General features: G+C 63.4%; 16 protein-coding genes. 11 read left to right on the top strand and 5 right to left on the bottom strand.

Annotated elements, in window-relative coordinates; all coding sequences use genetic code 11:
* Nucleotides 1-25: 25 nt before the first annotated feature.
* Together AAIL67_RS11175 and AAIL67_RS11180 are read left to right on the top strand one after the other, a co-directional pair.
* Complete coding sequence (locus AAIL67_RS11175; protein ID WP_034354761.1) at nucleotides 26-1477, top strand: AMP nucleosidase; 1452 nt, start codon at nucleotides 26-28, stop codon at nucleotides 1475-1477.
* Nucleotides 1478-1486: 9 nt separating this feature from the next.
* Nucleotides 1487-2701, top strand: coding sequence for a GGDEF domain-containing protein (locus AAIL67_RS11180; protein ID WP_343484058.1), 1215 nt, complete (start codon nucleotides 1487-1489; stop codon nucleotides 2699-2701).
* A 1-nt stretch (nucleotide 2702) separates the two neighbouring features.
* Here the strand turns inward: AAIL67_RS11180 and AAIL67_RS11185 are convergent, their stop codons facing one another.
* Entirely contained in the window at nucleotides 2703-4295 is a 1593-nt protein-coding gene (locus AAIL67_RS11185) for a choline dehydrogenase (RefSeq protein ID WP_343484059.1), read from the bottom strand.
* Between the two features lie 195 nt (nucleotides 4296-4490).
* Between AAIL67_RS11185 and AAIL67_RS11190 the strand changes: the two genes are divergently transcribed.
* From AAIL67_RS11190 to AAIL67_RS11210, 5 genes are all read left to right on the top strand, one after another.
* Complete coding sequence (locus AAIL67_RS11190; protein WP_034374166.1) at nucleotides 4491-5339, top strand: 3-hydroxybutyryl-CoA dehydrogenase; 849 nt, start codon at nucleotides 4491-4493, stop codon at nucleotides 5337-5339.
* A gap of 75 nt (nucleotides 5340-5414) precedes the next feature.
* Nucleotides 5415-6230: a crotonase/enoyl-CoA hydratase family protein gene (locus AAIL67_RS11195; RefSeq protein WP_039050101.1), complete on the top strand. Its 816-nt coding sequence runs from the start codon at nucleotides 5415-5417 to the stop codon at nucleotides 6228-6230.
* Between the two features lie 21 nt (nucleotides 6231-6251).
* Entirely contained in the window at nucleotides 6252-7577 is a 1326-nt protein-coding gene (locus AAIL67_RS11200; protein WP_197483953.1) for a serine hydrolase, read from the top strand.
* Between the two features lie 138 nt (nucleotides 7578-7715).
* On the top strand, nucleotides 7716-8189 hold the full coding sequence (locus tag AAIL67_RS11205; protein WP_063663709.1) for a MarR family transcriptional regulator: 474 nt from the start codon (nucleotides 7716-7718) through the stop codon (nucleotides 8187-8189).
* 52 nt (nucleotides 8190-8241) lie between these two features.
* Nucleotides 8242-8658, top strand: a complete 417-nt coding sequence (locus AAIL67_RS11210) for an organic hydroperoxide resistance protein (RefSeq protein WP_003073596.1) — start codon at nucleotides 8242-8244, stop codon at nucleotides 8656-8658.
* Here the strand turns inward: AAIL67_RS11210 and AAIL67_RS11215 are convergent.
* Nucleotides 8655-9320 carry a 2'-5' RNA ligase family protein gene (locus tag AAIL67_RS11215; protein WP_343484060.1) on the bottom strand — a complete coding sequence of 222 codons (666 nt, stop codon included), beginning with the start codon at nucleotides 9318-9320 and terminating at the stop codon, nucleotides 8655-8657. The two genes, AAIL67_RS11210 and AAIL67_RS11215, sit on opposite strands and share 4 nt — an antisense overlap.
* A 178-nt stretch (nucleotides 9321-9498) precedes the next feature.
* Between AAIL67_RS11215 and AAIL67_RS11220 the strand changes: the two genes are divergently transcribed.
* Nucleotides 9499-10533, top strand: a complete 1035-nt coding sequence (locus AAIL67_RS11220) for a serine/threonine protein kinase (protein ID WP_343484061.1) — start codon at nucleotides 9499-9501, stop codon at nucleotides 10531-10533.
* A 22-nt stretch (nucleotides 10534-10555) separates the two neighbouring features.
* On the opposite strand, the gene AAIL67_RS11225 is transcribed toward AAIL67_RS11220, so the two are convergent.
* Together AAIL67_RS11225 and AAIL67_RS11230 are read right to left on the bottom strand one after the other, a co-directional pair.
* A complete protein-coding gene (locus AAIL67_RS11225) occupies nucleotides 10556-11014 on the bottom strand; it encodes a hypothetical protein (RefSeq protein ID WP_343484062.1) in 459 nt (152 codons plus the stop codon).
* Between the two features lie 11 nt (nucleotides 11015-11025).
* Nucleotides 11026-11733, bottom strand: coding sequence for a TetR/AcrR family transcriptional regulator (locus AAIL67_RS11230; protein ID WP_034354790.1), 708 nt, complete (start codon nucleotides 11731-11733; stop codon nucleotides 11026-11028).
* A gap of 120 nt (nucleotides 11734-11853) precedes the next feature.
* Between AAIL67_RS11230 and AAIL67_RS11235 the strand changes: the two genes are divergently transcribed.
* On the top strand, nucleotides 11854-13062 hold the full coding sequence (locus AAIL67_RS11235) for an MFS transporter (protein ID WP_082877365.1): 1209 nt from the start codon (nucleotides 11854-11856) through the stop codon (nucleotides 13060-13062).
* Between the two features lie 6 nt (nucleotides 13063-13068).
* Here the strand turns inward: AAIL67_RS11235 and soxR are convergent, their stop codons facing one another.
* Complete coding sequence (gene soxR, locus AAIL67_RS11240) at nucleotides 13069-13536, bottom strand: redox-sensitive transcriptional activator SoxR (RefSeq protein ID WP_003068674.1); 468 nt, start codon at nucleotides 13534-13536, stop codon at nucleotides 13069-13071.
* 199 nt (nucleotides 13537-13735) lie between these two features.
* Here soxR and AAIL67_RS11245 point away from each other — a divergent pair, with 199 nt between their 5' ends.
* Together AAIL67_RS11245 and AAIL67_RS11250 are read left to right on the top strand one after the other, a co-directional pair.
* On the top strand, nucleotides 13736-14224 hold the full coding sequence (locus tag AAIL67_RS11245) for a RidA family protein (RefSeq protein ID WP_034377263.1): 489 nt from the start codon (nucleotides 13736-13738) through the stop codon (nucleotides 14222-14224).
* 23 nt (nucleotides 14225-14247) lie between these two features.
* Nucleotides 14248-15456 carry an MFS transporter gene (locus AAIL67_RS11250; protein ID WP_045838773.1) on the top strand — a complete coding sequence of 403 codons (1209 nt, stop codon included), beginning with the start codon at nucleotides 14248-14250 and terminating at the stop codon, nucleotides 15454-15456.
* Nucleotides 15457-15521 lie beyond the last annotated feature (65 nt).

The raw sequence follows: 15521 nt of genomic DNA on the forward strand, positions 1-15521 counted from the left end.
GACACCCTCTCATAAAAGCAGCAGCATGTTTCATACGGATGCCCCTCAGGCATTGGCCCATGTGCAGCAGCTGTACCGCGAGCAAATCGACCATCTGCGAGCTGCCATGCAGCGTTTCGTGGCGGGTGAAACTCCGGCCGCGCCCATTCATGCCTACTACCCGTTTGTACGCATCAAGACCACCACGGTGGCGCAAGCCGATACCAAGCTGACCTACGGCTTTGTGGAAGGCCCAGGCACCTACGAGGCCACGCTGACCCGGCCCGACCTGTTTGCCAGCTACTTCGGCGAGCAACTGCGCCTGCTGATCCTGCACCACCAGGTCCCCATCGAAGTAGGCCTCAGCGACAAGCCCATCCCGATTCATTTCTCGTTCGCCGACAACGACCATATCGAAGGTTCGCTCTCGCCAGAGCGCCGCATGCTGATGCGTGATGTGTTCGATCTGCCCGACCTGGAATCCATGGACGACGGCATCGCCAACGGCACCTGGCGCGCGGCGGCCGGCGAGGCCCTGCCTCTGTCGCTGTTCACCGCCCCGCGCGTGGATTACTCGCTGCATCGCCTGCGCCACTACACAGGCACGGCCCCCGACTGGTTTCAGAACTTCGTGCTGTTCACCAACTACCAGTTCTATATCGACGAATTCATCCGCCTGGGCCACGCCGAAATGGCCAAGGAGGACAGCGAATACATTGCCTTTGTCGAACCCGGCAATGTGGTGACCCGCCGTGCCGGCCTGCCCGCGGAAGCCGTCGACGAACTCGGCACGGCGCCGCCGCGCCTGCCGCAGATGCCGGGATACCACCTGGTGCGCGCAGACAATAGCGGCATCACCATGGTCAATATCGGAGTGGGCCCGGCCAATGCCAAGACCATCACCGACCACATCGCCGTACTGCGCCCTCATGCCTGGATGATGCTGGGCCACTGCGCGGGTCTGCGCAACAGCCAGCAGCTGGGCGACTATGTGCTGGCCCACGCCTATGTGCGTGAAGACCATGTGCTGGACGAAGAGCTTCCTCTATGGGTGCCGATTCCTGCGCTGGCCGAGATCCAGGTCGCGCTGCAGCAGGCCGTGGCCGATGTCACGCAGATGGAGCGTGCCGATCTCAAGCGCATCATGCGCACCGGCACCGTGGCCAGCACCGACAACCGCAACTGGGAACTGCTGCCTGACAACCTGCCCCAGCGCCGCTTCAGCCAGAGCCGAGCCGTGGCGCTGGATATGGAGTCGGCCACCATTGCCGCCAACGGCTTCCGCTTCCGCGTGCCCTATGGCACCTTGCTGTGCGTGAGCGACAAGCCGCTGCACGGCGAGATCAAGCTGCCTGGCATGGCCAACCATTTCTATCGAGAGCGTGTGGACCAGCACCTGCGCATCGGCATGCGTGCCGTCGACATACTGCGCGAAGGCGGCTCCGACCGCCTGCACAGCCGCAAGCTGCGCAGCTTTGACGAAGTGGCCTTCCAGTAAAGCCCAGCCATGCCGGAAACCGACCAGTTTTCCATGACATTGATGGTGGCCGTCAATTTGATGACGGTCGCTTTTGCACTGCCATGGTTTATGGGTCAGCAAATGAGCCGGGCGACCAGAAATGCTCAGCAATTCCTGCTTTTGCAGGGGCTGGCCTGGTTGCTCGTCTTCTGCGCCGGGCATGTACTCCCCTTCACATGGAATGCGCTGCTGTCGATATCCAGTGCCGCGGCTGCAACCGGCGCACTGTGGCAGCTGCATAAAGCACTCAAGGGTTGGCTTGGACCTCGCAACAAGATACTCACCCGCTCCCTGGCCTTGCTGTGCCTGCTGACACTTGCGGGCGTGCTGGTTCTGATCGAAAGCAAGCCCTACCGGTTGGCTTGGTTCAATATCAGCTACGGCTTGAGCCTTGTCACTCTGGTCTGCCTGACCTTATCGCCGCAAACCAACTCGGCCACGGCCTGGCGTTATCTGCTATTGGGTGCTGGCCTTTGCATCGCAAGCATTCTGCTCATACGCGGCTACTTCACCTTGCACGCTCCTTGGCTGCACAGCTTTGCAGAGGAACCCAGCCCACATATGCTGCTTTCGTGGCTGATCCCCATAGGTTCCGCCATTTTTTTCGTATCGATCCTGATGGCCTGCCGTGACGAAGAGGTCCGCCAGCGATCCGCAAACGCACCAGAAGACAGTCTGACCGGCCTGCCGCTGCGCCAGGCCATCAAGAACCAGGCCCGCTTCATGCTGAACAGAGCTCGACGCGAAGGCCTGCCGCTGGCCTTGATTCTGATCGACATGGATCACTTTTCGCGGGTCAACAGCCGCCATGGCTATCAGGCCGGAGACGCGGCGCTGCAGCTCATGTCACGCACTCTGCGAAAGCAGATGCGCGGCGACGAGGTCGTGGCCAGATGGCAGGGTGAATCCTTTTGCCTGCTGATTCACGCCGATCAATTGGGTGTCAGGTCGCTGCTGACTCGCATCCAGTCCGCATTCCAGATCGGCGCGCAGTACGAACTGCAGATGGATCTGGACTTCAGCGCGGGTTGTGCCCTGGTCCCCTCGGCCTGGAAGAGCCTGAGCCTCAACGAGCTGGCCAGCCATGCCGACACCGCCCTGCAACAAGCCAAGAATCAGGGCCGGGGAAGGGTCGAATGCACCACTCTGACGCCTCCGCCCGGCGAGGATCATGCCCCCTCCGACCTGGCTCCGCTGACCTGAGTCAGCACTCGGCCTTGATCAGATCTGCCGCCTTCTCGGCAATCATGATGGTCGGCGCATTCGTATTGCCGCTCACGATGCGCGGCATGACCGATGCGTCGACCACGCGCAGCCCTTGCACGCCATGCACCCGCAAGCGTGCATCGACCACATCCTTCACGCCAGGCCCCATGCGACAGCTTCCCACTGGGTGATAGATGGTGTCGGCGTAATTGCGGATGAACTGCTCGATCTCCGCATCGCTGCGCGCCTGTGCCGAATACTCAAGCTCCCGTCCCTCGAAACGAGCCAGCGCAGGTTGCCCGAGAATTTCACGCATGCGGCGTACGCCGCGCACCAGGCGCTGCATATCGTCGGCCTCGGCAAAGAAGGCAGGGTCTATGAGCGGCATGGCTCTGGCATCGGCAGAGGCCAGCTTCACGCTGCCCCGACTCCTTGGCTGCAGCAGACAGACATGGCAGGAGTAACCGTGGCCCAGCACCGTCTTGCGACCGTGGTCGACCAGCTTGCCCACCACAAAATGCAGCTGCAGATCGGGCGCACGCTCCTGCGGCCCGCTGCGGATAAAGCCGCCGGCCTCGGCAAAGTTGCTGGTCAGCATGCCCCGGCGCTCACGGCGCCAGCGGCCCATGCCCTGCCAGACATTCCTGAGGCCGGCAAACGACAGGCCAAAGCTGTCCGTCATCTGCGGCCCGTCCACCACCTGCACCACATCGGGGTGGTCATGCAAATGCTCGCCCACACCGGGGAGGTGATGCACGACATCAACGCCTGTTTGCTGCAGATGCTCGCCCGGCCCTATGCCCGAGAGCATCAGCAGCTGCGGCGACTGCAGCGCCCCGGCACAAAGCAAGACCTCGCGCCGGCAGCGTAGCTGCCGGCTCTGACCACCCTGCACATATTCCACTCCGACAGCTCTGCGACCGTCCATCAGCACCCGCAGCACCTGCACACCGGTCAGGATTTCCAGATTGGGCCTGCTGCCTCGCACCGGGGTCAGATAAGCCTTGGCCGCACTGCAGCGCTCGCCATTGCGGTGCGTGACCTGGTACAGGCCCACCCCTTCCTGACTTTCCCCATTGAAATCGCGGTTGTGCGCATGGCCGGCCTGCACGCCCGCCCGCACAAAGGCCTGCGCCAGCGGGTTCGGATCGCAGAGATCGGAGACATGCAAAGGGCCGCTTGCGCCATGCAGAGCCTCTGCGCCGCGCGTATTGCATTCGGCCTTCAGAAAATAGGGCAGAACATCGCTCCAGCCCCAGCCTGGATTTCCCTGAGCGCTCCAATATTCGTAGTCCGCAGGCTGGCCGCGCAGATAGATCATGGCATTGATGGAGCTGGAGCCGCCCAGCACCTTGCCGCGCGGCTGATACCCCCGCCGACCATTGAGGCCGGCCTGCGGCACCGTGCTCATGGCCCAGTTGAAGTTTTTCTGCTTGGCCATCAGCGCCAACCCTGCCGGGCAGTGGATCAGCACGCTTGTGTCTTCGCCACCCGCCTCCAGCAAGGTCACTGTGACCTGCGGGTTCTCGCTGAGCCTGGCTGCCAGCACCGCACCAGCGGAGCCGCCTCCCACCACCAGATAGTCACGCATGTCCGCACTCCTTTTGCCGTAAATTCTGACCAGAGGTCTGCAGCGGCGAAACGCGGAAAAACACGGTCGTGCACAAAAACACTGTCATCGTGATGACTCTTAACACGCCAACCATGCCCGACTAGGGTCAAACCCGGTCAGAACCGGGATAACATTTTCCCGTTCAACCGCACTTATCTGAATGGAGACAAAAAAATGGCAATCCAAACCGTAGGCATCATCGGCGCCGGCACCATGGGCAACGGCATCGCGCAGGCTTGCGCCGTATCGGGCATCGACGTGGTGATGGTGGACATCTCCGACGCCGCCGTGCAAAAAGGCCTGGCCACCGTGGCCGGTAGCCTGGACCGCCTGATCAAGAAGGAAAAGATCAGCGAGGCCGACAAGAGCGCAGCGCTGGCACGCATCAAGACTTCGACCAGCTACGACGATCTGAAGTCGGCCCAGCTGGTGATCGAAGCAGCCACCGAGAACTACGAGCTCAAGGTCAAGATCCTCAAGCAGCTCGATACCCTGCTGGCACAGGACGTGATCGTTGCCACCAACACCTCGTCCATCTCCATCACCCAGCTGGCGGCCGCCACCCAGCGTGCCGACAAGTTCATCGGCATGCATTTCTTCAACCCCGTGCCCATGATGGCCCTGGTGGAGATCATCCGCGGCCTGCAGACCAGCGACGCCACCCACGATGCGGTCAAGGCCCTGTCGGAAAAACTGGGCAAGTCGCCCATCACCGTCAAGAACGCTCCCGGCTTTGTGGTCAACCGCATTCTGGTGCCCATGATCAACGAGGCCTTCCAGGTGCTCAGCGAAGGCACGGCCTCGGCCGAGGACATCGACGCCGGCATGAAACTGGGCTGCAACCAGCCGATTGGCCCGCTGGCCCTGGCCGACATGATCGGCCTGGACGTCTGCCTGGCCGTGATGGAGGTCTACCTCAAGGAATTCGGCGACAGCAAGTACCGCCCCTGCTTCCTGCTGCGCGAAATGGTGGCTGCCGGTCGTCTGGGCCGCAAGACCGGCCAGGGTGTTTACACCTACTAAATCGCCGGCCTTCAGGTCTTGTGCGCGACTGCGGCGGCTGCGACAGCCGTCTAAGGTTGCAGCAGGAGACCTGCCATGCAAATCGACCATCCCAGCCCTCCGCCCGAGGGCTGCATTTCTTGTGAAGTCCGCGGCCATGTGCTGCTGATAGGCATCAACCGCCCGGCCAAGCGCAATGGCTGGACGCCGGCCATGTTCCAGCAACTGGCAGAGGCCTATACCCGGCTCGACGACGAGCCCGAGTTGCGCGTGGGCCTGCTCCATGCTTTTGGCGAACATTTCACGGCGGGGCTGGATCTTCCCGTCATCGCCGAGTTCATGAAAAGCGGCCAGAAGGTCATCCCTGCAGGTCTCGTGGAGCCGCACGACTATGGCCTGCCCGGCTATCGCCGCCGCACCAAGCCCATGGTTGCCGCCGTCAAGGGCATCTGCTTTACCGTCGGCATCGAGCTGATGCTGGGCGCCGATATCGTCGTCGCTGCCGACAGCAGCCGCTTTGCACAGATGGAAGTGCAGCGCTGCATCATGCCCACGGGCGGCGCCACGCTGCGCATGCCCGAGCGCGCCGGCGTGGGCAATGCCATGCTGCATCTGCTGACCGGCGACGCGTTCGATGCGGCTGAGGCCCTGCGCTGCCACTTTGTGCAAAAAGTGGTGCCTGCAGGCCAGGAACTGGACGAGGCTTTTCGCATCGCCGAGCGCATTGCCGCCCAGGCACCGCAGGCCGTGGTGGCCACGCGCCTCAATGTCCTCAAGGCCATAGAGCTGGGCCAGGCCGCCGCCGTGGCCGATTTCATCCCCGTGCAGCAGCGCCTGGCCAACAGCGAGGACGCCGCCGAAGGCGTGCGCTCCTTCATCGAGAAACGCCCAGCCCGCTTTACCGGTCGTTGATCCCAAATCCAAGAGGTGATGATGAGTTTGAAGTCTTTTACGCGCAGAACGCTTGTGCCACTTGCGCTGACAGCTATGGTTTCTGCAATCCATGCGCAGACTGCCGCACCCGCGTTGCCCGACCCAGCCAGCACCAGCGTGCAGGCCATGGGCTGGATGCAGGGCTTTCCGCCCGCTGCCGACAAGCTCATCACCTTCGACAACCCCCTGGGCAATACCTTTCCACGCAATCGCTGGACCTTCTCGCATATCCGCGAAATCACGCCCACGGCCAATGTCTGGCGCGGCCCGGGAGCTCCCAGCGCCCTGCGCTCGGCTCCGGTCGACATCGAACAAGTGCGCTTCAAGGTCATGGGCACGGGCGAGGAGCTGACCTTTGCCCAGGCACTGGATCGCAACTACACCGACGGCATTCTGGTCATGCACAAGGGCCGCGTGATCTATGAGAAATACCTGGGGGCGCTGGAGCCGCAGCGCCCGCACCTGGCCATGTCGGTCACCAAGTCCTTTGTCGGCACCCTGGCCGCCCTGCTGGCCCATGAAGGCACTATCAAGCCCGAGGCACCTGTGACCGACTACCTGCCCGAGATGAAGAACACCGCCTATGGCGATGCCACCGTGCGCCAGGTGATGGACATGACGATCGGCGTGAAGTACTCCGAAAACTACGCCGATCCCAAGGCCGAAGTCTGGGACTACGCCCGTGCCGGCGGCATGATGCCCCAGGGCAAGGACTATGCCGGGCCCAGGAGCTTCTACGAATTTCTGCAGACCCTGCAAAAAGAGGGCGAGCATGACCAGGGATTTGCCTACAAGACAGTCAATGCCGAAGTTCTGGCCTGGATCGTGCGCCGCGCCAGCGGCAAGCCTCTGGCCCAGCTGCTGTCCGAGCGCATCTGGAGCCGCATCGGAGCCGAGCAGGACGCCTATTTCATGGTGGATCGCATAGGCACGGAATCGGGTGGCGGCGGCCTCAACACCACGCTGCGCGACCTGGCCCGCTTTGGTGAACTGATGCGCAATGAAGGCCGCGCCGCCAGCGGCCAGCAGGTGCTGCCCAGGGCCGTGGTTCAGGACATCCGCCGCGGCGCCGACCCGGCCAAGTTTGTGAAGGCCGGCTATGCCACGCTGCCCGGCTGGTCGTATCGCAATATGTGGTGGGTCTCGCACAACCCCAACGGGGCCTATATGGCACGCGGCATTCACGGTCAGGCCATCTATATCGACCCCAAGGCCCAGATGGTGGTGGTGCGCTATGCCTCCCACCCGATTGCGGGCAATGCGGGCATAGACCCGACCAGCCTGCCCATGTACCAGGCTCTGGCCGATGCGCTGACTGCCCGTTAGGCACGGGACGCTTCAGCCGCGACAGGCTCCACTCACGGAGCCTGTTTGCATTGCTCCGGACCTCTGCACTGCCTCCTCTCGCCTGGTGATCTACAAATTAAATTGCACACAATTTAATTGTCTGCAATAATTTAGCCCATGCGATCCGATGACGACCTTCTCCCAGACAGCTCCGAGCTGCTGCGCCTGGACAATCAGGTCTGCTTTGCGCTGTACTCGGCATCGCTGGCCATGACCAAGCTCTATAAGCCCTTGCTGGATGCCATAGGCCTGACTTACCCTCAGTACCTGGTCATGCTGGTGCTCTGGGAAGGCGACCAGCTCACGGTCTCGGAACTGGGCGAACGTCTTTACCTGGATTCAGGCACGCTGACGCCCTTGCTCAAGCGGCTGGAAAGCGCAGGCCTGCTGGCACGCCAGCGCGATGCACAGGACGAGCGCCGCGTGCGCATTGCCCTCACGAACGCCGGCCAGGCACTGCGCGCCGAGGCCGAAAAAATACCTGCCTGCGTGCTGCAGAGCACGCAGTGCACCCTGCCCGAACTGCAGGCCCTCACGGGCCAGCTCGGCACACTGCGCGCACGGCTGGCGCCGCGCCGCAGCCACTCCTGACGATTTCCTCCACCCGCCCGCAGTGCCGGGCACTCTCGCAAAGGAAGACACCATGGCCCAACTCGACAAGGTTCTGTACACCGCCCACGCCCACACCACCGGCGGACGCGAAGGCAATTCGCGCACCGATGATGGCCGCCTGGACATTCAGCTGAGCTCGCCCGGCGGCGCCGGCAAGGGCACCAACCCCGAGCAGCTGTTTGCCGCCGGCTACTCCGCCTGCTTTATCGGCGCCATGAAGGCCGTCGCCGCTCGCCAGAAGATCACCCTGCCCGCCGACCTGTCGGTGGATGCCGAAGTCGATCTGGGCCCCGTGGGCGAAGTGTTCGGCATCGCTGTGCGCATGAAGATCAGCCTGCCCGGCATGGACAAGGCTGCGGCCCAGCAACTGGTGGACGCCGCTCACCAGGTCTGCCCCTACTCCAACGCCACACGCGGCAATATCGGCGTGACGCTGACCATCGCCTAAAGCGAATCAGGCCACAGGGCACCGGGCGCTGCGACATAGCGCCCGGTGTCCAGTTCGAAGACACCCTCCAGCGTCAGCGGCCCCGCAATATCGGCCGCCGCATAGCGGGCCAGCGCCAGCCGCTTCACCTCGACAACCGGCAAGTCCCGGGTCAGTGTCAGCAACTTGTCCACCGCCTCTCGCAGCAGCAGCCTTCTCGCATAGTGGCCCAGGGTCACATGGGGCACATAGCGCCAACCCGGCGCGGGCTCTGCGGGCACCAGCGCTGCATGCAACAGCTGCAGGCATTCCTGCCCCCGGCCGACGCCCAGATAAGGCACGGTGGTAAAGCTGCCAGCCCCCGCAATCTGCACGGCAAAAGGGCGCAGCCGCAGGCTTTGCAGCATGACCACATCGGCGTGCAGCGCCAGCCGGTCATATTCCCGCGCCACATGCTCGTCCCCTCCCCCGCACAGCCCTCTATAGGCCAGCGTGATATGCGGCTGGCGCGCATGGCGCGGCAGCAGGGCATCACCAAGCCTGGATCTGGCCTGCTGCAGCACGAACTCCAGACCATGGCCTTGCAGCATCACCACCCAGACGGCACACCAGGGGCAGCCTTGATGCCACTCGGCAAAATCCCGGTCCTCGCAGGGCAGTGAAAGTGCTTCGCTCTCTTGCATGCGGGCAGTGTGCCAGCGCGGGCGACATGCACGGCATTCCGGTCATTTTTCCCGGGATTTCCGGCCGCCAACATCCGCCAGAGAAACGGCAGCAGCTATCAAATCAAAAGCAATTTTGCCCACGCATGTGCCATGCCATCCCGTTCGCAAGAGCCTGTTTGAGCCTGACAATGCGGGGATGAGCGATACCCAAGACCCTTCTCACCCCTATGCGGACCTCACGCCGGACTGCGTGATCGATGCACTGTGCAGCACGGGCCTTGTGCCGGACGGGCGGCTGACAGCGCTGAGCTCCTATGAAAACCGCGTCTACCTGGCCCACCAGGACGAGGGCGACAAGGTCGTCGCCAAGTTCTACCGCCCGGGCCGCTGGAGCCGCGCCCAGATCGAGGAAGAACATGCCTTCTCCCAGGAGCTGGCGGCTGGCGAGGTTCCCGTGGTGGCGCCGCTGGCGCTGCAAGGGCAGACTGTGCATGAGCATGCGGGCTTTCTGTTCAGCATCAGCCCCTGGCGCGGCGGGCGCCGCCCCGAGCTGGACGACTGGGAGGTACTGGAATGGATAGGCCGTTTTCTGGCCCGCATCCACACCGTGGGTGCCGCTCGGCCCTTTGAGCATCGTCCGGCGCTGAACCTGAAAAGCTTCGGCTACGAATCCATGCACTATCTGCTCGAACACGAGGTCGTCGCGCTCGAAGTGCGCAGCCGCTGGCAGCAGGCTTGCGACAAAGCTCTCTCATTAATAGCACCATCCGCTGACGGATTAAGCGCTGCAGGCCATTTTGGCCTGCATTCTGCAACGCAGATTCGCCTGCATGGCGACTGCCACCCGGGAAACATTCTCTGGACGCCACTGGACGACGAAGGCCATGGCGGCCCGCATTTCGTCGATCTGGACGATGCGCGCAGCGGTCCAGCCGTGCAGGATCTGTGGATGCTGCTCTCGGGCGACCGGGGCCAGCAGACGCAGCAGCTGTCGGCCCTGCTCGAAGGCTATGAGCAGTTCCGCAGCTTCGACCGGCGCGAGCTGGCGCTGATCGAGCCGCTGCGCACCTTGCGCCTGCTGCATTACAGCGCCTGGCTGGCGCGCCGCTGGCAGGATCCGATCTTTGCCATCAACTTCCCATGGTTTGGCAGCACCGACTACTGGCAGGGTCAGGTGGACATGCTGAACGAACAGATCGAAGCCATGCAGCAGGAGCCGCTCTACGCCTAAGGCGGTCCATGTCTGCAAAGAGCTAGCAGCGCCCCTGCAAACGGCATTCGGGCACGAGCTGCCCACGTGCATCGCGCCATTGCACGGCATCGCCGCTCTGTGCGGGGGCCGGCGGCGCGGGCTGCGCCTCTGGTGCCTGCGGGCGATTGGGGTCATGCAGCACGGTGGAGGACCCCACCCCGACACCCACGCTGGCACCGCCCACACCGGTGGAAGCGCCGACACCGGCACTCCCCAGCACCTGCCCACGCTGATTGACGCCTACGCCCACACCGACAGGCCCGACGCCCGTGCCGACGCCTGCGCTAAGACCGCCGCTGCCAAGGCCCACGCCCACGGAAAACGGCCCCACCGGAATCCCGACGCCCACGCCAGCTCCTACGGAGCCGCAGGCGGGCAAGACCAGCACCAGAGCAGCGGCACAGACCGTGCTCAGGATTCTGTGATGACCGGGCTTTATGGTGACTGGCATGGAATTCATCTCACTAACTCTCACTGACGTTTAACAGCCGCATTGTCACCCGCCGTGACCGCAAAAAGGTTATCAATCAGTAGCTCGACCAGTGGCTTGAGAGCCAGCTTCTGCGAGCCCTCGGAAGCCAGCAGGTTGTTGTGCACCAGCGCCATCCAGAACGGGCTGGCCAGCAACTGGGCACTGCGGCTGACCGAGCGGGTCTTGAGCTCCCCCTCTTTCACGGCCAGCGCCAGCAAGTCCTGCACATAGTTCTGCCAGGCATCAAAAGCCAGCTCTTTGTACAGTCTGGCCAGCTCGGGCGCATGCCGTGCCTCGCTGAGCACCAGACGTGCCAGCATGCCGCGCTCGCTGCTCTCGACCGCCTCCAGCGTCGGCAGCAGACTGCGGCGCAGAAAGGCACGCACCGTCTCGCTTTTTCGACGCTTGAGCGGCCGGTAGACGGCCGAATGCCGCAGCGCATGCTCCACCACGCCCCGCAGCAGCTCATCCTTGGATGGGTAGTAGAGATACAGCGTGCCCTTAGCCACCTGCGCGCGGCAGGCGATGCGCTCCATGGTGCTGCGGGCCACGCCGCACTCCACGAACTCGGCCAGCGCGGCCTCCGCGATCTGCTGACGGGTCTGCGCTGTCTTGTCGAGACTCGGGCCACGCGTGCGCCGCTGACGCTTTGCCACTGTGCCGATATCCGGGTCCGCACAAGGGGCTGCCGTCGCAACATCCGCCATGCTCTGAAATCCTTTTCTAGAATTATTAAAATTGACCAATTAGTCATTTTTAATAATTTTAGGCCAAGCCGACTTGCCCGCACCGGGCATGCGGATGACTGCTCCACCAAAGCCTTCCCAATGCAATCCCGTCTGAGCCCCTATGCCTGGGTCTGCTTTTCCATGTGCGTCGGCGTCATGGGAACGGCGCTTGCCAGCCCGCTCTACCCGCTCTACCAGCAGGCCTGGGGGCTGCAGCCCAGCCATATCACGCAGATTTTCGTGACCTATATGCTGGGCGCCTTGATCAGCCTGCTGTTTCTGGGCCGTCTGACCAACCTCTTCGGTTTTCTCAAAGTGCTGCGCCTGGGACTGATGGTGATGACCGTGGGCGTCATCGGCTCGGCCCTGTCCTGGAATGCCTGGAGTCTGGGCGCCTCCCGCTTCATCATCGGCCTGGCCTCGGGCCTGATCACCACCTCGGCCTCCATAGGCATGACCCAGCTCAACAACAAGGGCGACCTGCAGCGTGCGGCTGCGACCACCAGCCTGACGATTGCCTTCGGCTTCGGCCTGGGGCCCGTGGTTGGCGGCCTGATGGCGCAATGGGTGCCCCACCCGCTGGTCAGCAGCTATCTGCCGCCCATCGCACTGAGCTTTCTGGGCATCCATGCGCTGTTCAAGGTCCAGCTACCGGCGGCCAGTGCGCCCGTCCACAACGCTCCCGGCCTGACACTTAAAGATGTTCTGCCCAGCATTTCCCAGCCGCGCAAGCCTTTTCTCTACCACTATGCGCTGGGCTGCATGGCGGCGTTTTCTGCCTTCGGCATGTTCAGCCTGTTTGCCGCCATGGCCCCCAGCTTCATGGCCCAGATGCTGCCCTGGCACGGACCGGCAGTCTCGGGTCTGTCCATCGGCGTCATCCTGTTTCTGTCGGCCGGCATTCAGCTCATCGCCCGGCCCTACCCCACCAAGCGACTGATCATCATCGGCTTCTTCGCCCTGGCGGCGACCAATGCCCTGCTGGTTCTCAATCTGTTTGCCGGCTCGCCATGGCTGTTCGCTCTGAGTGTGCTGAGCATGTCCTGCGGTCATGCACTGTGCAATCTGTCGGGCATGGCCGTGGTCAACAAGGTCTCCAAGCCCATCAACCGCACGGGCCTGCTGTCCACCTATCTGGTCGTGGGCTATGTAGGCACCATCGTCCCCATCCTGGGCATGGGCTGGCTGTCCGACCATATAGGGCTGACGGGTGCACTGATAGGCTTCTGTGCCTGTCTGGGCCTGCTGTCGGCACTGCTTGGCATCATCAGCGCAAGGGCACGCGTGCTGCCCGTGCCGCGCCAGTAGGCCCGGCTATCTGAAATGCGGGCCGGCTCCCTGCGCCGCAAGACAGTCATGGTCGTTGCGCAGCGGGCATGCCTGCAGAGACAGGCAACCGCAGCCTATGCAGGAATCGAGCTGATCCCTGAGCTGGGTCAGCATGGCAATGCGTGCATCGAGCTGTGCCTGCCAATGCAAGGACAGGCGACTCCAGTCGGCCTTGCCGGGTACGCGGTTGGCCGGCAGATGGGCCAGTGCCTGCGCGATCTCGGCCAGGGGTACGCCCATGCGCTGGGCTACCTTGATCACGGCCACCCGCCTCAGCACCGCTCGTGCATAGCGACGCTGATTGCCTGCGGTGCGCGCACTCTCGATCAGGCCCTGCTTCTCATAGAAATGCAGGGCCGATACCGCCACCCCGCTGCGGCTGGCGACCTCTCCCACACTGAGATCCGGCATTCCCTCAGCCTCGGCCACCAGGCCGCTGCCGCATCCATTCATATCGCCAGCCTCTTCACACTGCACAGTCATCTCCCGTTGCTTCCCTTTGTCCCGGCCTGGCCGCCATAACCGCAATCCTGTGTGGTCATACAAACCTCTTGACCTCAAGCTTAGTTGAGGTTGAACAATTCCAGCGGCTTCCGGAACAAAGGCCTGCTGCTGGCGGGCCCTGCCGGACCAGCCTTGCCTGAAAGACTTCATGGACGCCAAGCCCAGTTTCATTGCCCCTGCCCCGCAACCGTGCTATTTGCAGCCCGCCGGTCTTTATGACAGCCTGCCCAATGGCTACACCCATGTGGTCACCGTCCAGGAGCCGCTGCGCTGGCTCTTCGTCTCGGGCCAGGGCGGAGAAAACGCCCTGGCCGAGCTGCCAGACAGCTTTGCCCTGCAAGCTGCGCAGGCTCTGGCCAATATCAAGACCGCCCTGGACGCCGGTGGCGCGGACATGGGCCATGTGCTCAAGCTCACCGTGCTCATCGTCGATCATTCGCTGGAGCGCTTCGAGCACTGGCAAAGCGCCGTAAGACAGCATTGGGGCAGCGGCGAACCCGGCGACAAGCGGCCGCGCTTTCCGGCCTGCACGCTGATTCCCGTGCCCAAGCTGGCCCTGCCCGGCATGCTGATCGAGGTGGAGGCCACGGCGGCCCTGCCCATGGCGGTGGGCGCCAAAGCCGCCACTCCCGCCTGACACCCTGCACACCTGAACGCCTCATGAAAACCACAACACCAGCGGCCACTACCGTCCTCTCCAGAACCACCTTGCTGCTCATGGCCACGGCCTGCGGTCTGTGCGCCGGAGCCAATTACTTCAACCAGCCCTTGCTCAACTCCATGGTCCAGCATCTGCACATCAGCGATGCCCAGGCCTCCAGCACCGTGACCATGGCCCAGGTCTCCTACGGCCTGGGCCTGCTGTTTCTGGTGCCGCTGGGCGATATGCTGGAGCGCCGCCGCCTGGTTCTGACGCTGATGCTGCTAGCCGCCTGCGGCATGCTGCTCTCGGGTATCAGCGGCCTGGCAGGCAGTTTTGCGCTGCTGGCTGCCGGCACGCTGATGGCCGGTGTCTTCTCGGTGGCCGCCCAGGTACTGGTGCCCATGGCGGCCACCTTCGCCGCCCCCGGCACCAGCGGCCGCGCCGTAGGGCTGGTCATGAGCGGCCTGCTGATCGGCATTCTGGCCTCGCGCAGCGTGGCGGGGATTCTGTCCGATCTGGGCGGCTGGAGCACCGTCTACTGGGCAGGTGCCATCGCTACGGCCTTCATGGCTCTGCTGCTGGCACGTGCCTTGCCCAAGGCGGCTCCCGCCGCTCCCGTCAGCTATGGTGAAGTCATGAAGTCCCTGGGGGACTTGTTGCGCCGACATCCGCGCCTGCGCAGCCGCGCGCTGATTGGCGGCACCGGCTTTGCCACCGTGAGCGTGCTGTTCTCCACCATGGCGCTGCTGCTGGCCGGGCCGGGCTTTGAACTCTCGGATCTCATGATCGGCCTGATCGGCATCGTGGGCATTGCCGGCGCACTGATGGCCAATGTGGCAGGCCGCATGGCCGACAAAGGGCTGGAGCAGTCCACCACGCTGGCCGGCGCCATTCTGATGCTGCTGGGCTGGCTGTGCCTGTGGCTGGGCGGCAGCAGCCTCTGGTGGTTCATGCTGGGCCTGCTGGTGGTTGACGGTGCCTTGCAGGCCCTGCACATCAGCAACCAGAACGTGGTCTATGCATTGGCACCCGAGGCCCGCTCGCGCATCAATGCCGTCTATATGACCACGTACTTTCTCGGCGCCTCCCTCGGCTCGGCACTGGGCTCGTGGGCCTGGCTGGCACATGGCTGGGCCGGCACCAGTCTCATGGGCGGCCTGCTGGGCCTGTTCACCCTGGCCATGGTGCTCTGGGATCGCAGCCTGCTTGCACGTTCACGCAGCTAATCAATTTTGATAGCTGGTTGCCACCTGCCCATAAGCGATATAGCCAGAAATCATGATAAAAATCC

Origin of the sequence: Comamonas sp. A7-5 (assembly GCF_039581385.1) — a bacterium.
Taxonomy (GTDB): domain Bacteria; phylum Pseudomonadota; class Gammaproteobacteria; order Burkholderiales; family Burkholderiaceae_C; genus Comamonas; species Comamonas thiooxydans.